Genomic DNA, 22,594 nt, shown 5'->3' with positions numbered 1-22,594 from the left:
AAATGAATATTTTTTTATCGGCTATATCAACGTACTAAGGATATTGAGGTGCAAATTTCAGTAGTTTTTTATTATTAACCAAATGAGGAAGAAACTATTTGTTGTGACTACATTTACCCCTTAAGTACAATTTCTTTTAACCAATCGTAAAAAGCAAAAATCACTTCTTGACTTACATCAATGACAGGGTAGAAAAAACCGCATACCTTTGCAGCGAATTTAAAAATAAACAAGATATGTCAACAGTAAAATGGTCATTAGATACCGCTCACAGTGAATTGAATTTCAGGGTAAAACACCTTATGATTTCTAACGTAAAAGGAAGTTTCAAAGATTTTTCAGTGGAAATTCTTGGCGAAGATTTTGCAACTTCAAAAGTAAATGCACAGGTAAAAACTACTTCTATTTTTACCAACAACGAAGACAGAGACAACCACTTGCGTAGTGCCGATTTCTTCGATGTAGAAAACTTCCCAGAAATGAAATTCGAAGGAACTTCTCTTACCAAAAAATCGGACGATGAGTACACTTTGGTAGGAAACCTTACTATAAAAGGTATTACCAAAGAGATAGATTTAGAAGTAGATTTTGGAGGAATTAGCAAGGATCCTTGGGGAAATGAAAAATTAGGATTTTCTGTAAGAGGACGAATCAACAGAAAGGATTTTGGACTGAACTGGAATGCCGCTTTGGAAACAGGAGGTGTGTTGGTAAGCGACGATGTAAGAATCGAAGGAGAATTGCAATTTGCAAAACAAAACTAAAAATAAATAAAACTCAATCACTAACTGATCTTCAGGGCTTTTACAATCATTGTAGAAGCTCTGATTTTTGTTTCAACAGAAAATTTCTAATGAAATTTATATTATCTTTGCCTACTAAATTAATAAGGCAATGATGGTTAGTGAATATTTTTCAAAGTTGGTGGAACTCTCTACCGAGGAAAAAAACTTGATAGATAATAGTTTTGAACTGAAATCCTTTTCCAAAGGAGATTTTCCATTGCGTTCGGGAGAGGTTTGTGAGTCTGAGTTTTTTGTAAAACAGGGCTGTCTTAAAAATTATTATATCGACTTTCAAGGCAATGAAATTATCTTATCCTTTGCCATAGAGCATTGGTGGATTGGTGATTTTGAAAGTTTCAATCGTCGTACCCCGAGTAAAATGTTTGTAGAGGCTTTGGAAGATAGCGAGGTGTACACCATTTCTTATAACAAAAAACAACAGCTCCTCAAAGATATTCCGCAATTGGAACGAGCCTATCGCATACTTTTAGAACGACACCTGCAGAACTATCAGGAGCGTATTTATTCTGTATTGGCACTCTCGGCACAGGAACGCTACGAACGATTTTTAGAAAAATACGCCAAATTGGTACAATGCGTTCCGCAGTATTCCATCGCTTCCTTTTTGGGCGTAACTCCTGAAACGCTAAGCCGTATAAGAGCTAAACAAGCTAAGAAATAAAGAAAAAAATCCGTAAAAGCAAAGTTTTTATTTTTGTAAAACCACATAGAAACATAGAAAAAATTATGCCCATATGTGGTTTAAAAATATAATTTCGTTATTACCCTATGTCAATGGCAGGGAATGAAAAATACGCTACTTTTGCATCATCGAACGATTAAAATCAAAAAAATATGTCAAACATCGGAATTATATTAGAAGAAAAAGCAGCAGATATCGGCAACTTTTTGGTAGGAAGATTACTTCCTTTTCGCGAAAAACGAGCCGTAGGACCTTTCGTGTTCATCGACCATATGGGACCTGCCGACCTGAAAGATTATCAAAATTTGGATGTGGCACCGCATCCGCATATTGGGCTTTCTACGCTCACTTATTTGTTCGAGGGGTCTATTTTTCATAGAGATAGCATCGGTTCGCAAATGGAAATTCAGCCTGGAGCGGTCAATTGGATGACGGCAGGAAAAGGCGTGGTGCATTCCGAAAGAACACCTGATTACCTAAGAAATACAGAGAAAAAACTACACGGACTCCAAATTTGGGTGGCTCTACCGAAACATTTGGAAGATTGCGACCCTAGTTTTCATCACATCGAAGCGGAGGAGCTTCCGCATTGGGAGGAAAATGGCGTACAGGTAAAACTGGTTGCTGGAGAGGCTTTTGGGAAAAAATCGCCCGTGCCTGTGCATAGCCCGTTGTTTTTCATTGAACTGAAAGCCAAGGAGAAAACCAAACTCCACATCGGAGAAGACCTCTACGGAGAAGCGGCAATGTATGTACTGGAAGGCACGGTGAACATCGAAGGGAACGACTATGGTTCTAAACAATTGTTGGTGGCTAAAAATAGTAAGTTATGCGAGTTTGAGATGAGTGAAAATTCGGTGGTGTATATTTTCGGTGGAGAGCCTTTTCCTGAAGAACGATTTATGTTTTGGAATTTCGTGAGCTCCGACAAAGAGAAAATAGAAAAAGCTAAACAAAACTGGAAAGAACAAAACCACGAAGCCTTCCCAAAAGTCATTGACGATGAAGACGATTTCGTACCACTACCTATTTATCCGTTGAAAAGTAAGTAATTTTAACTAAAAGCCAGATAGGCACTTAAAATAGGCAAATTTTATTTACAGAATCTTAATAAAGCAACAAAGAATCTATTTAATGTAATAAAATATCGTTTAAAGCTTAATGTTTTAATACCTATTTTCACAAAAATATTCCCTGTAAAATGAACTTGAAAGAAAAAATATCGTTAGAAACCTTTGGAGACAAAGCATTTAGAGTGCGATTGGTAGAGCCTAACAACCCTCAAGAAGCGGTTTTGACTCACTATTTGCATAACTCAGAAAATGGAGCTTCCAAATTTTATAAGCAGGAAGCAATTATGTTTACCAAAGAAATTTTACAGCACAAGTATCCAAAGGAAGAAATCACCCATACCATTGCAGAGGAAGCCCTGCAGTACGGTATTTTCGATACCTTTCAAGTTCCTTTTTTACCCATAGAAAATCCGAAGTTCAAATTTATTGATTTATTTGCGGGAATTGGCGGTTTTCGTTTGGCGTTACAGAATTTGGGTGGCAAATGCGTTTTTACCAGTGAATGGGACAAAGATGCTAAAAAAACTTATAAAGCGAACTTTGGAGAAACCCCTTTCGGCGATATTACAAAAGAAGAAACCAAAAGATATATTCCCGATGATTTTGATATTTTGTGTGCAGGATTTCCCTGTCAAGCCTTTTCTATTGCTGGGCATCAAAGAGGATTTGAGGACACCAGAGGCACCTTATTTTTTGATGTTGCAGAAATCATTAAAAGAAAACAACCCAAAGCCATTTTTTTGGAAAATGTAAAGGGACTTATAAATCACGATAAAGGGAAAACATTAGAAATAATTTTGAATGTTTTACGAAATGATTTAGATTATTTTGTTCCAGAGCCACAAATTATAAATGCTAAAGATTTCGGAATACCTCAGCATAGAGAAAGAGTATATATAGTTGGTTTTCATTCAAGTACAGGAGTTAATTCTTTTAGTTATCCTAAACCTTCAAATAAGAAAACGACCTTTGGAGATGTGAAAGAAAAAAAGGTTCCCGCAACAAAATATTATCTATCTACTCAGTACCTATCTACTTTAGAAAGTCATAAAGCAAGACACAAGAGCAAAGGAAATGGGTTTGGTTTTCAAATCATTAAAGATGATGAAATAGCTAATGCTGTTGTTTGCGGAGGAATGGGAAGAGAAAGAAATTTAGTATATGATCACAGAATAACAGATTTTACCCCCACTACGCGGATAAAAGGAGAGGTAAATCGTCAAGGGATACGCAAAATGACACCGAGAGAATGGGCAAGATTACAGGGGTTTCCAGATGAATTTATTATTCCTGTAGCTGATGCTTCAGCATATAAGCAATTTGGCAATTCTGTTGCCGTTCCAGCAATACAAGCAACAGCAAATGAAATCTTGAAACTAATAAAAATGAATAAAAATGAAAGGAAATAAAGGAGAATGGAGTGAGGTTTATACACTACTAAAATTAATTGCAGATCAAAAACTCCTTGCAGGAGATAGTAACCTAAACCAAGTTGAAAATCTCATTTTTCCGATTGTAAAGGTTTTGCGTGATGAATCAAATGGAACATTTGAATTTAGCTATAACAAAGATATAGTAATTATCAAAAATGATAAAGAAGAGTTTAGAATCACTATAGAGGAATTTAAAAATCGTGCACATTTTCTTCTTACAAAACTTAAAGAAAAAACAAATACTACATTTTCCATTCCAGAAATAGAGATGTTTGTAAATTCCTTTGGTAGTCATTCATTGAAAGCAAAGTCAACAACAAAAAGCGATATTAGAATTGTAATTCACGATCAACGCACAGGAACAAATCCAGAACTTGGTTTTAGTATAAAATCACAACTTGGTGGAGCATCAACACTTTTAAACGCAGGAAAAACTACCAATTTCATATACAAAATACAAGGAGTATCATTATCAGACAAGCAAATTGAAGAAATCAATGCCATTGATACCAGAAGTAAAATAAAAGACCGAATAGAGACCCTGAAAGATCTTAATGGAGGGCTCGTTTTTGATACCCTTGAAAATCCAATTTTTGAAAACAATTTAGTTTTAATTGATAGTGCTTTACCAAAGATCATCTCTGAAATATTGTACCTCTTTTTTACTTCCAATCGGTCAAAAATTTCTGACTTGGTATCTGAAATAGAAAAATCGAATCCCTTAAAATTCAATTTAGAAAACCATCATCCGTATTATTCGTATAAAATGAAAAAATTCCTTACGGACATCGCCTTAGGAATGATGCCATCAAAGGTTTGGACGGGACAACTCGATGCCACAGGAGGTTATTTGGTAGTGAAGGAAGACGGTGAAATCTTGTGTTATCATATCTACAACCGCAACGATTTTGAAAATTACCTGTTCGAAAATACAAAACTAGAAACAGCAAGTAGCAAAAGACACGAATTCGGTACGATTAACAAGAAAAACGAGCATTTATTCCTTAAACTCAATTTACAAATACGATTTGTATAAATCTACTGGGATATTGAAAATACTAAAGAAACTATTTATCGGTATTGATAAGCAGAATTCTAGTTTCAAAACTTTCTTGACCCATATCAATGAAAAATCTAACGAAAAGAAATACCTTTACACCCTGAAAAATTTAATATTAAAACAATGAAAATAGTAGCTTTTGCAGGAAGTACATCTTCTACTTCCATCAACAAAAAATTAGTAGAACACACCCTAACGCATTTCGGGGAAAGCGACATCAACTTGTTGGATTTGAACGACTATTATATGCCGATTTACTCTTCCGATGAGGAGAAAAAAGGGACTCCGGAACAGGCACATAAATTTTTGCAGTGTATAGAAGAAGCCGATGCCATCGTTTGTTCGTTTGCAGAGCATAATTCAAATTTTGCCACGGCTTTCAAAAATATTTTCGATTGGGCTTCGCGTATCAATAAGAGCGTTTTCCAAGATAAACCGATGCTAATTATGGCAACTTCACCGGGCGGATACGGCGGTAAAAATGTTTTAGATGTGGCTCAAAAAACGCTTCCTCACTACGGCGGAAATATCAAAGGGGTATTCTCTTTGCCGAAGTTCGGACAGAATTTCGATGCCAATGAAGGAATTACCAATCCTGAATTGAAACAAGAGCATATCAACACAATAGAAAACTTTAAACAACAAATCGCACAATAGTGAAACCCGAATTAGAACATTTACCATTGGTGAAAAACGATGAAAAAAATCGTTTTGAACTCGAAAACAACGGTCATCTTGCCTTTATCGATTTCGAGGAAAGAGATAGTTTCATTGCCCTGACACACACCGAAGCGGCAGCGGAATTGGCAGGAACAGGAACAGCCGCAGCATTGGTAGAAAAAACGCTACACTACATCGAAGAAAGCGGAAAACAACTGATGCCTTACTGCCCGTATGTGTTTGCATTCATCCAAAAACATCCCGAATGGAAACGCATCGTAAGTCCGAAATTCCCCGCTTACGATAAGTTGTAGAAATAAATAAACCACATAGGTACATAGAAAAAAAAATTAAAATCCTATGTTTTCTATGTGGTTCAATTTTTGCAAAAAATAAGCAACTTCGTAAGAGCATAAAAGATTATGTATCTATAAGGTTCAAAAATATTTCAATCGCATAGGTCATAGAAAAAATTAAAATCTATATTTTCTATATGGTTCAAAACCTAAAGAAATAAAACAACCTCATAAATATAAAGTAATCTCTATGCCTATGTGGTTTAACCTAAAATATAAACCAATATGATGATTACCAAAACATATTTGGATAGTTTGACTTACGAAATTATCGGAAGTGCAATAGAAGTTCATAAAATAATGGGAAGCGGACTACTCGAAAGTGTGTATCATCAATGTATGCGTGAAGAACTGAAAATTAGGGGTATTGATTTTCTAACCGAAATGCGTATCCCTATTATTTATAAAGAAAAGTATTTGGATATAGATTTTCGGTGTGATTTATTAGTGAATCAATCAATTGTAGTAGAGTTGAAAGCCGTACAGGAGCTACTGCCTATACACGAAGCTCAATTGCTCACTTATATGAAATTGCTGAAATGTCCGAAAGGAATTTTAATAAATTTCAATTGTTCAAATATTTTTAAAGAAGGACAAAAAACATTCGTTAATGAATATTTTAGTCGATTACCAAGATAGCAAATAGTAGAAATGTAATAGGTACATAGAAAAAAATTAAAATCCTATGTTTTCTATGTGGTTAAAACCTTTAAAAAACAACCTCATAAGTATAAAGTAATCTCTATGCTTATGTGGTTTAACTTAAAATATAAACCAATCGCATAAGTACATAAAATAATCTATGTTTCTATGTGGTTCAAAATCTTAGAAAAATGAAAGCAAGTGTAAAAGCAACATTAGGAAAAACAAATTTCTATACGGAAATTGTAGCAGGTGAAAATAAGATAATTACCGACGAGCCCGTAAGTTTGGGCGGACAAAACAAGGGTTTTAACCCGCTGGAAGTGTTAGCAAGTTCATTGGCAAGTTGCACCGCTGCCACTTTGAAAATGTACATAGACCGCAAGGAATGGGAAGTGGAAAGCATTGAAATAGATGTAGATGTAGAAAACAACGCCACCGAACGCCAAGCGGTATTTACCCGAAAAATACATTTCAACGGCAATCTGGACGATAAGCAAATCGAGAGACTGCACAAAGTAGCAGAATCTTGCCCAATACACAAGCTACTTACCAATCAGATAGAAATACAAACCGAAATCGTATAAGTTTGGGATTTCGTAAAGTTTATAAATTTCAAAGTCGGTCAAAAACCGACTTTTTTGTTTTTAAAACACCCCCTTGCATATAATCAATAAAACCTCTACATTTGCCTTGTTATACATAAATTCTGTTCTTTAAAAATAGATAGGTAATTATTTATATTTCAATACATTAGAATATTGAGAGGATAAGTTGTTTCAAAGAGTATCCTTTCTTGATTTACATCAATGTTTGACCGTGGATGTCCGTAGTATCTTTGCATCATCAATAACAAAGTATTAAAAAATTAAATCGATGCGAAAAATTTTATTATTTTTAAGTGCAGCACTTTTGAGCAGTTGCAGTTTCGGACAAAAAACAAATTCAAACAATAAAAATAACAATCAAATGAAAGCAGTTTATCATAAAGCAGACAGCAGAGGACACGCAAACCACGGAGAATGAACTTCGGTGTTCTTCGTGTATTGAATGACGATACCGTAAAAGGTGGGATGGGCTTCGGAACACACCCACACCGAGATATGGAAATCATCAGTATTCCTTTGGAGGGCGACCTGAAACACGGCGATAGTATGGGCAACGAAGGGATTATCCGCAAAGGAGAAATCCAAGTGATGAGTGCCGGAACAGGAATTATGCACAGCGAAATGAACGGCAACCAAGGTGAAACCGTGAAATTCTTGCAAATTTGGGTTCTTCCTCGTCAAAAAGGAGCTAAACCTCGTTACGATCAAATCAACATCGAAAAAGATAAGAAAATCAACGATTTCCAACAAATCCTATCCCCTAACCCTGATGATGCTGGTGTATGGATTCACCAAGATGCGTGGTTCAATATGGCGAACTTTACCGCAGGAAATTCAAAAACATACAAGCTAAATAAAGAAGGTAATGGGGTGTATGTATTCGTTATCAAAGGAAAAGCAAAAATAGGCGACCAAGTATTAGACCAAAGAGATGGTTACGGAATTTACGATACTTCAGAATTTGATTTAGAGGCTCTTGAAGATTCACAAATTCTATTGATGGAAGTACCAATGCAATTGCCATAAAAAAATTAAAATACAATGAACATATTTCAAAACAAAGATTTAGGACTTTTAATTCTTCGTCTTTCCGTAGGATTATTAATGATTCCACACGGAATCCATAAATTACTGAATTCAGGAGCGTTGGGGTACATTCAGTCGCTCTTGGAAGCCAAAGGATTACCAACGTTTATCAGCTATGGTGTTTTTGTAGGAGAAATTATTGCACCGCTCCTCATCGTAATTGGTTTCCGTACGCGTATCTCGGCATTGGTATTGGCAGCCACAGGTTTGATGATTCTGTTCTTAGGATACGACAACCTTTTTGCCCTCACACAGCACGGCGGTTGGGTGGCAGAACTTGTAGGGTTGTTCCTCTTCGGAGCTTTGGCATTAGCCTTTACAGGCGGTGGGAAATACGCTGTATCTACGAATAATCAGTGGGATTAAAACAAATAAAATGATAACAAAACGCCCCTTAATTGGGGCGTTTTTTAAGTTGAAGCCTAGTTTGAAAAAATCGTGGATAAATATTCTTTTCGTTAAAAAAAACATTTTTATTTCACATCTGATATTATGAAAAACAATTTTTTAGAGTACTTAAAAACAGGTTATTGTGATAGAAAATATGATTTAAACAAACAGAAAATAGAACAATTTATAGATTCTTTTTTTCGGTTTATATTTTTCTTAGAGCCTCAAAGATGTGATTCTCAAACGGAGATTGAAAGCCGATTTGTCAGTTTTAAAAATCAGTTTAAAGAAATAATAAACGATGTAAAACAAGAAAATACCGCACAGATATGCGAAACTTTTTTTAATGAGATTCCTAGCATTTATGAAACATTGGGAAAAGACGCTCAGTTTTTCTTAGAAAGTGATCCTGCTGCCACGCATATAGAGGAGATTAAAGTTTCATACCCAGGATTTTATGCCATTGCAATTTATAGATTTGCACATCAGCTGCACCTTCAAAAAGTCCCGCTAATTCCAAGAATTTGGACAGAGCTTGCCCATAGCAAAACGGGAATAGATATTCATCCAGGGGCAAATATTGGGGAATATTTCTTTATTGATCACGGCACAGGAATTGTAATAGGAGAAACCACTCAAATAGGAAACCGTGTAAAAATTTATCAGAATGTAACATTAGGGGCATTGGCAGTATCTAAAAGCATTGCCAATACCAAAAGGCATCCTACCATAGAAGATGAAGTAACCATCTATGCAGGAGCTACTATTTTGGGCGGAAAAACCATCATTGGTAAGGGGGCTACCATCGGAGGAAATGTTTGGATTACAGAAAGTATATTCCCTTATAGTTTAGTATATTATAAAGACAAAACCATCATCAGAAGCCAAGAAAATTCACCCGAACCGATTAATTTTTCCATATAAACCTATTAAATGATATGGATACACCGATAAATTTTCCTGTAAAAAGGAAAAAATATAACAAAAAACATTCTTAATATTTAAAATCATACAGAATATGAAATTCAATAATGTATTAGAAACTATTGGGAAAACGCCGGTAGTCAGATTGAGTAAAATTTTTCCTAAACATAATGTTTGGATAAAATTAGAACGAAGCAATCCAGGGGGAAGCATCAAAGATAGAATTGCTTTAGCAATGATAGAAACCGCTGAAAAGGAAGGAAAAATTAATAAAAATACTCAAATCATAGAACCCACTTCGGGAAATACAGGAGTAGGATTAGCCATGGTTTCAGCCGTAAAAGGTTATCATTTAACATTGGTAATGCCTGAAAGCATGAGTATAGAACGCCGAAAATTAATGTCTGCCTATGGTGCTAATATTGTATTAACTCCAAGAGAATTAGGTATGAAAGGTGCCATTGAAAAAGCTCAGGAGTTGGCACAGCAAAACGAGAACACTTGGATACCACAGCAGTTTGAAAACATCTCAAACCCTGAAATTCATCGTAATACAACTGCTCAAGAAATTCTTAATGATTTTCCAGAGGGAATTGATTACCTCATCACAGGCGTAGGGACAGGTGGACATATTACAGGAATTTCGGAGATTATAAAACAGAAATTTTCTCAGTTAAAATCTTTTGCTGTAGAGCCAGAACTTTCCCCAGTTCTCAGTGGCGGAAATCCAGGAGCACACCCTATACAAGGCATTGGTGCGGGTTTTGTACCCAAAGTTCTCAATACTGAAATTTTAGATGGAACCATTCAGGTGAGTAAAGAAAATGCCTTTGTTTATACCCAAAGACTAGCCCAAGAAGAAGGTATTTTAGCCGGAATTTCCACAGGAGCATCTCTCGCAGCCATTGCACAAAAAATAGATGAGTTGCCTGAAAACACCACCATTCTTACCATAAATTATGATACCGGCGAAAGATATTGGTCGGTGGAAGGACTTTTTTAAATTTATGAAGTGATTGGAATTTTTTCCAATCATTTATTTTATATGTGTTTGTTAAGAACGCTTTTTATTTCGTACCTTTGCTTCAAATAAAATAGAACATGATGAAAAAAAACATATTGATTACTGCATTATCTTTAGCGGCACTGTGCAGTTGTAATAAAACTACCACGCCCAAGACCGAAACCCCACAGACGGCATTAGAAAATGTCCCACAGCCTTTTATTTCCAGTATAGAATATTCTAATTTGGTAGATAAAGCCAGCCAAGAAGAAGTAAAAGAGGCAATGTTAAAAGCTGGAATTACACCTTTGGCAGTAGATACTTTTTTTGAAAATGTAAATACCTTTAACCAAACGGTTACTGATGTAGGAATGGTAGATAAAGGATTCGTCATTTCCAATGAATTAGCACCAGAATATAACGAAGCAGGTATACAGATGCAATGGGAATCCAAAAATCCAGTATTCCCTGGCTACAATTGTCGTATCACTTCGTTTGATATGTTTGCCGATTTTTTTACCGTTGATACAAAAAAAACAATCAACAACAAGAAAAATCTGTTTTTAGACGAACATGCTCTTGATAATTGTGATAAAGAAATATTTTCAGCAAAACAACGAGAGAAATTTACAATTTTTTATGCTCAAATCCCAACCGTAGAAGGTAAAGAAGTAACCAAACATGTGGAAATTGTTCAGAAATATTGGAAAGATAGAGGCATTACTTTTCTTCATAATCAAGATAAAACCAAAGCGTCTTTAATTTCTGTATTTTTCCATTCATTTTTCGATACCGAAGACAATCATTTGTTTATCGGACATATCGGGGTTTTGGTACCTACTGAAAATGGAAAACTTATTTTCATTGAAAAATTATCTTTCCAAGAGCCTTATCAAGCACTGAAATTCAACAATCGAACGGAACTTAATGATTACCTCATGAACCGTTACGATGTGGAATGGAACCAACCTACAGCCGCACCCTTTATCTTTGAAAATAATCAACTGATAGAAGGCTATAGACCCAATCCGAATAAAAAAATAGAACAGAGTTCGTAATGTCCAAAGATATTTGTTTTGCTTTTATAATATTTTTTCAAATCTTAAAATGATTATTCGCAGTTTGTAATCCTTAAAAAATGTCTTATAGCAATATTTTTTTGATTTGTTCTGACTATCTTTGCTCAGAATAATTTAAAAACGATAAAAATGGCAACAAGAATCAATCCGTATTTGAATTTTAACGGGAATTGCGAAGAGGCGTTCAATTTTTACAAAAAGGCTTTCGGAGGCGATTTTACAATGATGGTTCGCTCTGATGAAACTCCAATGGAAGTGGCTGAAAATGAGAAAAACCGCTTGATGTACATCGAACTTCCGATAGGCGAAAACGATAAACTAATGGGTTCGGACATTTTCGAATCGCTTGGGCAGAAACTTACTACGGGCAATCACAACTATGTGAGCATAGCCGTAGATAGCAAAGCCGAAGCCGACCACCTTTTCCACGTACTTTCCGAAGGGGGCGAAATAGAAATGCCTATGGAAGAGCAGTTTTTTGGCTATTTCGGAAGTTTCCAAGATAAATTTGGTATCTCTTGGATGATTATTTTTGAAGGGTGAAACTTTTACCACACATAAACCTATTTTCATAGACGACCTCAAACATGACCAATTCTGTGAATTGTGCAGAAGAAGGAAGATGTATTCTGTCCAAATAGGCGGTAGGGTTTAGATAATAGGAAATAGTAAGGAAGCTGTTGGAGACTTTTCCGACAGCTTCTTTTTATTAAAACTATCGGATGAACCCTTATGGCTAAAAAAACTTATACTTCTAGATTTTTAAAATATAAGTACCACTTTATAAAGTTCTTTTAGCCCCAAAACGAAGCCCTCTATGCAAGGTTAATTTCTTCTTGGAGATAAAAAGTTATAATAAAAAAGGCTTCACTATAACTCTTATAAGTCTATAAAAAACAATAATTTACAAGGTTTTTAAGCTCCATTTTTACCACATTGTCTATAAAAGAAGGCTGTCCATAAAAAATCGGACAGCCTATATTTTTCATTCTTAAAAATTATTTTTTTGAGTTCATTATTTATTTTCACACACTGTTCTTTTCCTTAGATGAAGAAGAACCAAAAGTGCGATCCGCACGGGCATTAAAAAATAAGCAGTCGGCTTCCGACAAATTTTTCCAAACCTGCTTTCTGCGGTCGCTTCGAACAATGGAAAATTTTCCACATACTAAGCTCCAAGTTTTCGCTTACTTTGTTTTATTCGTTGATTTTCCTAACGCCAAATCTTCAATGCCGATGAAAAGTGGCCAAAATACTGAAAAATCAGTGTTGAACCATTAAAAAATATATCAATTAAGTACTGAACTCAAAAAAATTAATGCCACTGGTAAGTTATACCTGCAAAAACATTGATTCCCTTGGTATTGTTTGAAAATAAATTACTTATAATGCTACTTGAACCAACTACTAATGGCCCTACACGAAGTCCTGTACCTATTGTTGTTCCTACTTGTTGTGTATTAGCTATGGGTAAATAAAATCCTATCCATCTTGATTCGTATCGAGGTGTTAGTACAAAGCTATTAGCGTAGGCAGCGTTGTAGATTTTATCTTTCTTGTCAGATGAAGCAAATTGCCCTGAAAAATCAACGAAAAATTTTCGCAAAATACGAGCATCCGCATAAATTCGCAAAGCTACAGGAAGAGATGAAGTAAAGGTTTTCCCCTTTAATGAGGTTTGGCTAACCAAATTGCTTCTATCCAGATCACGTTGCAAATTGTCTAAGTTCAATGCTACGGATGTTACTGACGAATTAATTGAGTATTTTTTTGAATTTTCAGTGGTTGTATAATTCAATCTTCCTGCATCGGTGAAAGCTAATCCAAACTTAAAGTCGTAAGGAGTCTTTTCACAATCTGGACAAGGTTCTTTTCGGTATTCGTATGCAAATCCAGCATCAAAAACAAAAGTTGAAGCACTTGATTGCAGTCTAAACTTAGAGTCTGAATCTTCTCCCCAAATATTAATACCTCCGTTATTGATACTAAAATCACCTGTACCAGAGATGTTTAGAATAACATCATCCTTTTTTTGCTCCAATTTAATAGCTCCAGAAAAACCATCAAAACCAGCACGCGAACTAATAATTCCTTGGATAGCTTTCAAGGTAACTCCAACTTTGATTGTATGTTTTTCATTACTAAAAACAATACTTCCCCATGAAACTCCTACTTCGGAGAAAGCATTTACCAAAATATGCTGATTATCAATTTTAATAGAAGGATAAGCTGCTAAATCCATTAAATTTGTGTCAGAAAAATAAGATTCCAAGATTTTAGCATCTATTCCTCTTGCATCGGCAATGGCACGAACTCGTGAGGTAATAGCAATCGCATTTTTATTCCCTATATTAAAGAAAGCGGAAGGACCAAGTATGTCTAGATTGAAATCCGCATCAAGGTCATTGTGAGAAAACACGGAACCTTCTCCCGTTTTTGTAAATTTTTCAAAACTATCAGACAAACCGCTGAGTGATAAAGGCACCTTATTATTGGAAAAAATTCCATCAAATGATAAAAGATTAACTCCTTTTTTGTGCATTCCACCAACAGCTTCAGCTGGGTTATTGATAATTGAATAAATACCTCCGTACGGGCTGACTCTGAACCCCGAAAAAGACTGCTGAGCTCTTATACTAAAAGTACTCAGCATCAGTAGTAAAAAAAATATTTTTTTCATGTGCTTGGTGTGTTTAATTTAGGCAAAATTAAGACCTTTTATTTACATGAAAAAAAAAGTTGTCCTTAAAAAAAAGTTAATATTTTCACAAGGAGTTAGTTATAACAAAATTTAGAAGCTAATTTCGATTTATTCTGAATAACCATTCGCTTACACAAATTAAGAAAATACCACTTGCCAAACTCAGTAAAAGAAAGTAATTTTCAAAAAAAGCCCAACCTAACCAAAGACAAATACCTTTGTAAGCAATTAAAAACTCAGTAGTGAGAAATCCTGCAATGTATACAAGTATTGATATTCTACTCAAATTCAAAAGATTATTTTCTTTCAAAAGATATAACAACCCAAAATTGACAACTCCTAAGAAATTAAAGTGCAAATAACTCATTATAAAGTCATTATTGTAAAAAATAATCTCTTTGAAATAAGGAATAGAAGCGAAAAACATCATACAAACCTTAGTAATAAACAAAAAGAGAAACCCGTTGCTTAAAACATTTTTAAAGGGATATTTCTGTATGTAGAAATAGATGATAGCTCCTATCGAAAGCATCCAAATTAGGGAGGTAATTGTAGCAATAAGATGTAAGAAAATACTATCAAAAATACTTATGTATGAAACAGCTATTGCTCCAAAAACACCTATTTGAAAGCCATAGAAAAATTTATTAATCCAAGGAGATGTAATTCTATCAGCATGATTTTTTTTAAGAAAAAGTCCCATCAGGGTTGTCAAAACCCAGCCATTATATTGAAAATCTAAGAAAAAGAAAATGGATGCTTGATACAGGTTTGAATCTTTTCCGGTGGTTGCAATCGCTACAGGAATCATCCAAATACCTACGCTTGAAAGAATTAAATAGAAAATACCCATTCGTACAAACCGGTATGAAATCAACTGCTTATGCTCTTGTGTATTTGAATTTTTAAGGAAAAAATAACTGTAGTAATATGAAAATAGAAGGAACAAGACACTAAATGAAATCGAAATAGCTCCGTATCCTTGGAAAGGGAAACTGAAAAGCATCCCCAATAGAGAGATTTGTGTCAGATAAAAAATACGACGATGTTGCTTAGCTTTTTCAAGGGGAATAAATGAGTAGCTAAGTAGGGCTGTAAGGGTTGTGTAAATCCATCCCAAAATGGCGATATGCGAGTGTGTATGTAGAACATATCGATAATTATAACTAAATAAATCAGGCACTGCATGTGTTAATCGCATGAAAGTCCCGAATCCTATAATAATTAAAAAATAGGAAAAAGACCAATACAAATCTTGCCGAATACTGATTTTCATTTAATTATTTTTTCGATGTAGCAAAGGTATAACTTTTATCGAATAAATGAAAATAGAGGCATCCGAAAAGTCAGAGTAATATCATTCTGAGAAGGGATAAATCCTTATAAGTTGTGCTTCTTTTAAAGATTTTCCCTTTTGTTGGAATGACAAAATTTTACAAATACTGACTTTTCGGATAACCTCACTGGTTTATTTTATATTCCTAAAAACCAATTGACTATTGAAAGAATCTACAAGTATCACGCTGTTGGTGGTAATATTTCCCTGTAAAATTTCTTTTGAAAGTTTGTTGAGCAGTTCTTTTTGTAATACGCGTTTTACGGGTCTTGCTCCAAACTCAGGGTCATAACCCTTTTCAGCTAAGTAATCAATTGCTTCAGGGGTAGCATCTAGCACGATATTTTCACGTGCAACGAGCCTGATGATATTTCGGAATTGCAATTGCACGATTTCTTTAATATTTGCCTTTGAAAGAGGTGTGAACATTACGATATCATCAATACGATTAATAAACTCGGGACGTACGCTTTGTTTAAGCAACTGTAAAACAGCATTTTTAGCCAATTGAGTAGCCTTTTCAATATCCTTGCTATGATTTTCGAAACTTTCCTGAATCAGATGACTACCGATATTGGAAGTCATGATGATGATGGTATTTTTGAAATCGGCAGTACGTCCTTTGTTGTCGGTCAATCGTCCCTCATCCAGTACTTGCAATAGAATGTTGAAGGTATCAGGATGTGCCTTTTCAATTTCGTCCAACAGCACTACCGAATAAGGTCTTCGTCGTACAGCTTCAGTGAGTTGACCTCCTTCGTCATATCCCACATATCCTGGAGGAGCTCCTATCAATCGGCTAACAGAGTGACGCTCTTGGTATTCGCTCATATCAATTCGGGTCATAGCATTTTCATCATCGAACAAATATTCAGCAAGAGCTTTTGCAAGTTCGGTTTTTCCGATTCCTGTTGTCCCTAAGAAAAGGAATGATCCAATCGGTTTTTTAACATCTTGTAAACCTGCACGACTTCGGCGGATAGCATCGGAAACCACCTCAATAGCTTCCTCCTGCCCGACCACACGTTTGTGAAGTTCTTCCTCCAAGTGGAGTAATTTTTCACGTTCGCCTTGCATCATTTTCGTTACAGGAATGCCCGTCCATTTAGCGATGACTTCAGAGATATTTTCACGCGTAACTTCCTCTTTAACAAGAGCTTTGTCCTTTTGGTTGTCCAACTCTTTTTGAAGAGTTTCAAGTTTGTCCTGTTCTTCTTTTATCTTGCCATATCGAAGTTCGGCTACTTTTCCGTAATTACCTTCACGCTCGGCTTTTTCGGCTTCCAATTTGTAATTTTCGATATTGGTTTTTGCCTTTTGAACCTCATCTACTAAGGTTTTTTCACTTTGCCATTGTGCAAAAATATGGTTGCGGTCTTCTTTAAAATTCGCTAAATCAGCATTGAGTGATTGGAGTTTTTCAACATCATTTTCACGTTTAATTGCCTCAATTTCAATCTCTAATTGCATAATTTTTCTATCCAAAACATCTAATTCTTCGGGTTTGGAGTTGATTTCCATACGCAATTTTGAAGCTGCTTCGTCCATCAAGTCAATGGCTTTATCGGGCAGAAAACGATTAGTGATATATCGCTCCGAAAGTTCTACGGCTGCGATTATAGCCTCGTCTTTGATACGCACTTTGTGGTGGGTTTCATACTTTTCTTTAATCCCTCGGAGGATAGAAATTGCACTTTCTGTATCGGGTTCTTCCACCATAACTTTCTGAAAACGACGCTCTAAGGCTTTATCTTTTTCAAAATATTTTTGATATTCGTCCAAAGTCGTAGCTCCGATAGCTCTGAGTTCGCCTCGTGCCAAGGCAGGTTTTAGAATATTGGCAGCATCCATAGCTCCTTCGCCACCACCAGCACCCACTAAAGTATGAATTTCATCAATGAACAAGATAATATTTCCGTCAGAAGTCGTTACTTCTTTTACTACGGATTTTAGGCGTTCTTCAAATTCTCCTTTGTATTTAGCTCCTGCTATCAAAGCTCCCATATCTAAGGAAAAAATGATTTTATCTTTCAGATTTTCAGGCACATCACCTTGAACAATACGATGAGCCAAGCCTTCGGCAATAGCCGTTTTCCCAACTCCAGGCTCACCGACTAACATAGGGTTATTTTTGGTTCTTCGCGAAAGGATTTGTAGCACACGGCGTATCTCCTCATCTCGACCAATCACAGGATCGAGTTTTCCACTATCGGCTAATTGATTTAGGTTTTTAGCATATTTATTCAGCGAATTGTAGGTTTCTTCGGCAGAAGCTGAAGTCACACGCTCTCCTTTGCGGAGTTCGAGAATAGCCTTCTCTAATTCTTTTTCCGTAATACCTTGATCTTTAATAGCTTGTGATAATTTATTTTTTGTTTTTAAAATTGCTAATAACAAATGCTCCACAGAAACGTACTCGTCGTTCATTTCCTTGGCGATATTACTCGCTTTGTTCAACATTTCGGCACTTTCACGCGATAGCGACATACTACCTCCACTGACTTTAGCGTAAGAATCCAATGCTTTTTGTAGGTTTTGAGTTAATGTGCCTACGTTCACATTCAGTTTTTTCAAGAGAAATGGAAGTACATTGTTATCAACCTCTTCAATTCCTTTGAAAATGTGTTCAATTTGCAAATCTTGATGCCCATAACCTTGAGCAATTTGCTGGGCTCTTTGAATAGCCTCCTGCGATTTAATGGTATAGTTGTTAAAATTCATCGTTTACATTTTTTAGATTCACTCAATTATTGTCAAGTTATATACCATTGGATAAAAAATGACTTTTTGTCAGTTTTTAAAATATTAAACTAACACAAAGCATGACAAAATTTACTTATTATCAACCATTAATGCATATATTTGAATAGTTTTCAACTCTAAAAACTTGTAAAAAAACAGAAATAGAGTCACTGTAAATTAAATCTAAAACCACATAGAGACACAGCGTAAAATCTATGTTCCTATGTGGTTTGAAGGATAGTAACTCTAAAGATAATATTTCATACGTTGCCCTAACCCAATGCGTAAATATGGGTTAAGAAGACGAATCACTAAGCTCTTTTAAGTCAATGGAAAGAATTTTAGAAATTTTAATAAGTTGTTCAGCTGAAAGTTTTTGTTTTCCTGTCTCAATTTTAGCATAGGCTGATTGGGAAATACCTAATTGAAAAGCAATATCTTCTTGGGATATTTTTTTCTCCAATCGGATTTTTTTGATTTTAGTTAAGTAATTCATAGTGTCATTTTTTAGGTTTGTACGAAGATACGAAAAAAATAATGAAATAAAAAGTTATTTTTATAATTATTTTAAATTTTAATGGAATTATTCTAAATTAGAATAGTTTTATTGGAATAAACCGTATACCTTTGCTTACGGATAATTTTAATAAAAACAACATGATTCGATTTACTACCAAAATTCAATTAAAGGCAATAGCTTTGACATTATCAGCTATTTTGCTAAAAACTTCTTGTTCAATAAAAACCTGCTGGGTTTGGAGATGGCGTGGTTTTAGAAGTGGATTATACCGAGAAGTAACTCGAATGGCAAACACGGATGCTTTAGCCGATGAAGCAAGACATCATTTAGGAAAAGAGTACGTAAAGTGGTATGAGTTTGCAACTGCCAAATGGGCTGCTCCAAGACGTTTTACTTGCACAACCTTGGTTTGGTGGTGTTCCAAGAAAGCATACGGCGTGAATGTATCGAATTGGTATAGTCCTTTGGTAACACCCAGTGGTCTTTTTACGGATAGCAACACTTATTTAATACGAGAGGTACGATGAAAAAACTTTATTTTTTATTCGCATTATTGGGTGTATTCGCTTGTTCGGAAGATAAAGATATGACCCCTGAACATTTTAAAGCCCAACAGCGAGACAGCCGTTTCTTTGGGAAATGGGCAGTAATAAATTCTAAAACATTTGAGGAAATTGTCACTGTTACGTTTTATAGTGAATATACAAAGATTGGGGAACTTTTTCTCATACATAGAGACACTGAAGAAAAAGATAAAAGTGTGGAATATTATTATACAAAAGGAGATAGACTCTATGTATTAAACCCTGGCTCTGGTTTTAAAGTTTCCGCTTCGGTATATGAATTTCGATATGAATTTTCTGATTCGGATAACATTTTGGTTTTACAAGAATACACAAACGGAGAACTAAGTAATTATAAACGATTTCTGAAACGTAAATAATACTTTTATGAAAAAGTTTTATTTTTTATTCGCATTGTTAGGCGTATTCGCTTGTTCGGAAGATGAACATATGACGGCTGATTATTTTAAAGCCCAACAACGGGATAGCCGTTTCTTTGGGAAATGGAAGGCTGTAAATCCTAATACCTTAGAGGAGAAAATAACATCCTTTTATAGTGAATATACCGAAGAAGGGGTGTTTGATTTGATAGACCGAGAAACAGGAGAAAAAGATGAAAGAAAGAGATATTATTACACAAAGGAGAATACATTGTATGTATTACACCCAGGAGCTGGTTTTAAAGTTTCCGCTTCGGTAAGTGAATATAAGTATAAGTTCTCTGATGATAGTAATATTTTAATCATTCAAACATTAGAGGAGTATCGAAAAGGCGATAAAGGAGGTTTTTTCAAACGTAAATAACACTTTTATGAAAAAGTTTTATTTTATACTCGCATTATTGGGTGTATTATCCTGTTCGGAAGATGAACATATGACGGCTGATTATTTTAAAGCCCAACAACGAGACCGCCGTTTCTTTGGAAAATGGATATACGTTAATTCTGAAACATTTGAGGAAGTTGTCTCTACTACGTTTTATAGAGAATATACAGAAATTGGGGAACTTCTTCGCATATATCAAGAGACAGGAGAAAAAAATAAAAGGGTGGAATATTATTACACAAAAGGAGATAGACTCTATGTATTAAACCCTGGCTCTGGTTTTAAAGTTTCGGCTTCGGTAAAAGAATTTCGATATGAATTTTCTAATTCGGATAACATTTTGGTTTTACAACGATATACAAACGGAGAACTAAGTAATTACAAAGAGTTTTTGAAACGTAAATAACACTTTTATGAAAAAGTTTTATTTTTTATTCGCATTATTGGGTGTATTCGCTTGTTCGGAAGATGAACATATGACGGCTGATTATTTTAAAGCCCAACAACGGGATAGTCGTTTCTTTGGGAAATGGATGGCTGTAAACCCTAATACCTTAGAAGAGGAAATTACAACATTTTACAGTGAATATACCGAAGAAGGGGAATTTCATCTGATATACCGAGATACAGGAGAAAAAAATAACAGAGTGGAATATTACTATACAAAAGAAAATGCTATATATTTACTGAACCCAGGAGCTGGTTTTAAAGTTTCTGCTTCCGTAAGTGAATATAAATATAAGTTCTCTGATGATAGTAATATTTTAATCATTCAAACATTAGAGGAGTATCGAAAAGGCGATAAAGGAGAATTTTTCAAACGTAAATAACACTTTTATGAAAAAGTTTTATTTTATACTCGCATTGTTAGGCGTATTCGCTTGTTCGGAAGATGAACATATGACGGCTGATTATTTTAAAGCCCAACAACGGGATAGCCGTTTCTTTGGGAAATGGACATATGTTAATTCTGATACATTTGAAGAAGTTGTCTCTACTACGTTTTATAGAGAATATACAGAAATTGGGGAACTTCTTCGCATATATCAAGAGACAGGAGAAAAAAATAAAAGGGTGGAATATTATTATACAAAAGGAGATAGACTCTATGTGCTAAACCCTGGCTCTGGCTTTAAAGTTTCTGCTTCGATATATGAATTTCGATATGAATTTTCTGATTCGGATAACATTTTGGTTTTACAAGACTATACAAACGGAGAACTAAGTAGTTACAAAGAATTTTTCAAACGTAAATAACACTTTCATGAAAAAGTTTTATTTTATACTCGCATTGTTAGGTGTATTCGCTTGTTCGGAAGATGAACATATGACGGCTGATTATTTTAAAGCCCAACAACGGGATAGCCGTTTCTTTGGAAAATGGAATGACGTAGATATAAACACCTTAGAAGAAGTAATGACCACTGTCTATCCTGAATATTCGGAGAATGGAGAGTTGATTCATATATATCGAGAGACAGGAGAAAAAAATAAAAGAATAGAATATTATTATACAAAAGGAGATAGACTCTATGTGTTAAACCCTGGCTCTGGCTTTAAAGTTTCTGCTTCGATATATGAATTTCGATATGAATTTTCTGATTCGGATAATATCTTGATTCTACAACTATATGTAAACGGAGAACTAAGTAATTACAAAGAATTTTTGAAACGTAAATAACACTTTCATGAAAAAGTTTTGTTTTATATTCGCATTGTTAGGTGTATTCGCTTGTTCGGAAGATAAAGATATGACGGCTGATTATTTTAAAGCTCAACAACGAGACAGTCGTTTCTTTGGAAAATGGATATTTGTTGATTCTGATACATTGGAAGAACTTTCAGACTTTACACGTAACTATATTGAGGATGGTGAGTTACAATATTTCTATCTTACGGGAGAACCATATTATTCTCAAAAAAAATATTATTACACAAAAGGAGATAGACTCTATGTATTAAACCCTGGCTCTGGTTTTAAAGTTTCGGCTTCGGTAAAAGAATTTCGATATGAATTTTCTAATTCGGATAACATTTTGGTTTTACAAGGATATACAAACGGAGAACTAAGTAATTACAAAGAGTTTTTGAAACGTAAATAACAC

26 protein-coding genes and 1 pseudogene are annotated in these 22,594 nt (G+C 34.9%); 23 read left to right on the top strand and 4 right to left on the bottom strand.

The genetic code is table 11. The annotated features are described in order from the left end of the window. The first annotated feature begins 236 nt into the window (after positions 1-236). From CGC49_RS09865 to CGC49_RS09795, 15 genes and pseudogenes are all read left to right on the top strand, one after another. Positions 237-764: a YceI family protein gene (locus CGC49_RS09865; protein WP_095912529.1), complete on the top strand. Its 528-nt coding sequence runs from the start codon at positions 237-239 to the stop codon at positions 762-764. Between the two features lie 130 nt (positions 765-894). Then, positions 895-1,467 carry a Crp/Fnr family transcriptional regulator gene (locus CGC49_RS09860; protein ID WP_041913514.1) on the top strand — a complete coding sequence of 191 codons (573 nt, stop codon included), beginning with the start codon at positions 895-897 and terminating at the stop codon, positions 1,465-1,467. 173 nt (positions 1,468-1,640) lie between these two features. Further along, positions 1,641-2,540, top strand: coding sequence for a pirin family protein (locus CGC49_RS09855; RefSeq protein ID WP_095912528.1), 900 nt, complete (start codon positions 1,641-1,643; stop codon positions 2,538-2,540). A gap of 149 nt (positions 2,541-2,689) precedes the next feature. After that, positions 2,690-3,970 carry a DNA cytosine methyltransferase gene (locus CGC49_RS09850; protein ID WP_095912527.1) on the top strand — a complete coding sequence of 427 codons (1,281 nt, stop codon included), beginning with the start codon at positions 2,690-2,692 and terminating at the stop codon, positions 3,968-3,970. Further along, positions 3,957-5,030, top strand: coding sequence for an HpaII family restriction endonuclease (locus CGC49_RS09845; protein WP_095912526.1), 1,074 nt, complete (start codon positions 3,957-3,959; stop codon positions 5,028-5,030). Before CGC49_RS09850 ends, CGC49_RS09845 begins: the two co-directional genes overlap by 14 nt. A 147-nt stretch (positions 5,031-5,177) precedes the next feature. Next, a complete protein-coding gene (locus tag CGC49_RS09840; RefSeq protein ID WP_095912525.1) occupies positions 5,178-5,711 on the top strand; it encodes an NADPH-dependent FMN reductase in 534 nt (177 codons plus the stop codon). Further along, positions 5,711-6,028, top strand: a complete 318-nt coding sequence (locus CGC49_RS09835; RefSeq protein WP_002664345.1) for a GNAT family N-acetyltransferase — start codon at positions 5,711-5,713, stop codon at positions 6,026-6,028. The genes CGC49_RS09840 and CGC49_RS09835 overlap by 1 nt, the downstream gene beginning before the upstream one ends. A gap of 267 nt (positions 6,029-6,295) precedes the next feature. Further along, positions 6,296-6,709, top strand: coding sequence for a GxxExxY protein (locus CGC49_RS09830; protein WP_013996603.1), 414 nt, complete (start codon positions 6,296-6,298; stop codon positions 6,707-6,709). A 194-nt stretch (positions 6,710-6,903) separates the two neighbouring features. Next, positions 6,904-7,299 carry an OsmC family protein gene (locus CGC49_RS09825; protein WP_095912524.1) on the top strand — a complete coding sequence of 132 codons (396 nt, stop codon included), beginning with the start codon at positions 6,904-6,906 and terminating at the stop codon, positions 7,297-7,299. A gap of 382 nt (positions 7,300-7,681) precedes the next feature. After that, positions 7,682-8,346 (top strand): annotated as a pseudogene (locus CGC49_RS09820) (pirin family protein). Positions 8,347-8,361: 15 nt separating this feature from the next. Beyond that, positions 8,362-8,772 carry a DoxX family protein gene (locus CGC49_RS09815; RefSeq protein WP_002687359.1) on the top strand — a complete coding sequence of 137 codons (411 nt, stop codon included), beginning with the start codon at positions 8,362-8,364 and terminating at the stop codon, positions 8,770-8,772. Positions 8,773-8,898: 126 nt separating this feature from the next. Next, complete coding sequence (locus tag CGC49_RS09810; RefSeq protein ID WP_095912523.1) at positions 8,899-9,720, top strand: serine O-acetyltransferase; 822 nt, start codon at positions 8,899-8,901, stop codon at positions 9,718-9,720. A gap of 94 nt (positions 9,721-9,814) precedes the next feature. Then, on the top strand, positions 9,815-10,723 hold the full coding sequence (gene cysK, locus CGC49_RS09805) for a cysteine synthase A (RefSeq protein WP_095912522.1): 909 nt from the start codon (positions 9,815-9,817) through the stop codon (positions 10,721-10,723). A gap of 101 nt (positions 10,724-10,824) precedes the next feature. After that, complete coding sequence (locus tag CGC49_RS09800) at positions 10,825-11,781, top strand: DUF4300 family protein (protein ID WP_095912748.1); 957 nt, start codon at positions 10,825-10,827, stop codon at positions 11,779-11,781. A gap of 150 nt (positions 11,782-11,931) precedes the next feature. After that, positions 11,932-12,345, top strand: coding sequence for a VOC family protein (locus CGC49_RS09795; protein WP_095894248.1), 414 nt, complete (start codon positions 11,932-11,934; stop codon positions 12,343-12,345). 772 nt (positions 12,346-13,117) lie between these two features. Here CGC49_RS09795 and CGC49_RS09790 read toward each other — a convergent pair. From CGC49_RS09790 to CGC49_RS09775, 4 genes are all read right to left on the bottom strand, one after another. Continuing rightward, entirely contained in the window at positions 13,118-14,482 is a 1,365-nt protein-coding gene (locus CGC49_RS09790) for a hypothetical protein (RefSeq protein ID WP_095912521.1), read from the bottom strand. Between the two features lie 118 nt (positions 14,483-14,600). Continuing rightward, a complete protein-coding gene (locus CGC49_RS09785) occupies positions 14,601-15,779 on the bottom strand; it encodes a hypothetical protein (protein WP_095912520.1) in 1,179 nt (392 codons plus the stop codon). A 192-nt stretch (positions 15,780-15,971) separates the two neighbouring features. Then, the gene (clpB, locus tag CGC49_RS09780; RefSeq protein ID WP_095912519.1) at positions 15,972-18,560 is read right to left on the bottom strand and encodes an ATP-dependent chaperone ClpB; all 2,589 of its coding nucleotides are present in this window, start codon (positions 18,558-18,560) and stop codon (positions 15,972-15,974) included. A 316-nt stretch (positions 18,561-18,876) separates the two neighbouring features. Then, positions 18,877-19,077: a helix-turn-helix domain-containing protein gene (locus CGC49_RS09775; protein ID WP_042005567.1), complete on the bottom strand. Its 201-nt coding sequence runs from the start codon at positions 19,075-19,077 to the stop codon at positions 18,877-18,879. Between the two features lie 161 nt (positions 19,078-19,238). Between CGC49_RS09775 and CGC49_RS09770 the strand changes: the two genes are divergently transcribed. From CGC49_RS09770 to CGC49_RS09735, 8 genes are read left to right on the top strand one after another with little or no spacing between them, the layout of a single operon-like run. After that, positions 19,239-19,628, top strand: coding sequence for a hypothetical protein (locus tag CGC49_RS09770; RefSeq protein ID WP_095912518.1), 390 nt, complete (start codon positions 19,239-19,241; stop codon positions 19,626-19,628). After that, positions 19,625-20,044, top strand: coding sequence for a hypothetical protein (locus CGC49_RS09765; protein ID WP_095894242.1), 420 nt, complete (start codon positions 19,625-19,627; stop codon positions 20,042-20,044). The genes CGC49_RS09770 and CGC49_RS09765 overlap by 4 nt, the downstream gene beginning before the upstream one ends. 7 nt (positions 20,045-20,051) lie before the next feature. Beyond that, entirely contained in the window at positions 20,052-20,468 is a 417-nt protein-coding gene (locus CGC49_RS09760) for a hypothetical protein (protein WP_095912517.1), read from the top strand. A gap of 7 nt (positions 20,469-20,475) precedes the next feature. Continuing rightward, positions 20,476-20,895: a hypothetical protein gene (locus tag CGC49_RS09755; protein ID WP_095912516.1), complete on the top strand. Its 420-nt coding sequence runs from the start codon at positions 20,476-20,478 to the stop codon at positions 20,893-20,895. Between the two features lie 7 nt (positions 20,896-20,902). Continuing rightward, positions 20,903-21,319 (top strand): hypothetical protein, encoded by a 417-nt coding sequence (locus tag CGC49_RS09750; protein ID WP_095912515.1) that lies wholly within the window; start codon positions 20,903-20,905, stop codon positions 21,317-21,319. A 7-nt stretch (positions 21,320-21,326) separates the two neighbouring features. Further along, complete coding sequence (locus CGC49_RS09745) at positions 21,327-21,746, top strand: hypothetical protein (protein ID WP_095912514.1); 420 nt, start codon at positions 21,327-21,329, stop codon at positions 21,744-21,746. Between the two features lie 7 nt (positions 21,747-21,753). Further along, positions 21,754-22,170, top strand: coding sequence for a hypothetical protein (locus CGC49_RS09740; RefSeq protein WP_095912513.1), 417 nt, complete (start codon positions 21,754-21,756; stop codon positions 22,168-22,170). A gap of 7 nt (positions 22,171-22,177) precedes the next feature. Further along, a complete protein-coding gene (locus CGC49_RS09735; RefSeq protein ID WP_095912512.1) occupies positions 22,178-22,591 on the top strand; it encodes a hypothetical protein in 414 nt (137 codons plus the stop codon). Positions 22,592-22,594 lie beyond the last annotated feature (3 nt).

The organism is Capnocytophaga sp. H4358, from assembly GCF_002302515.1.
GTDB lineage: Bacteria > Bacteroidota > Bacteroidia > Flavobacteriales > Flavobacteriaceae > Capnocytophaga > Capnocytophaga canis.
The sequence above is the reverse complement of the archived record's forward strand: the minus strand, read 5'-3'. Positions and strand labels throughout refer to the sequence as shown.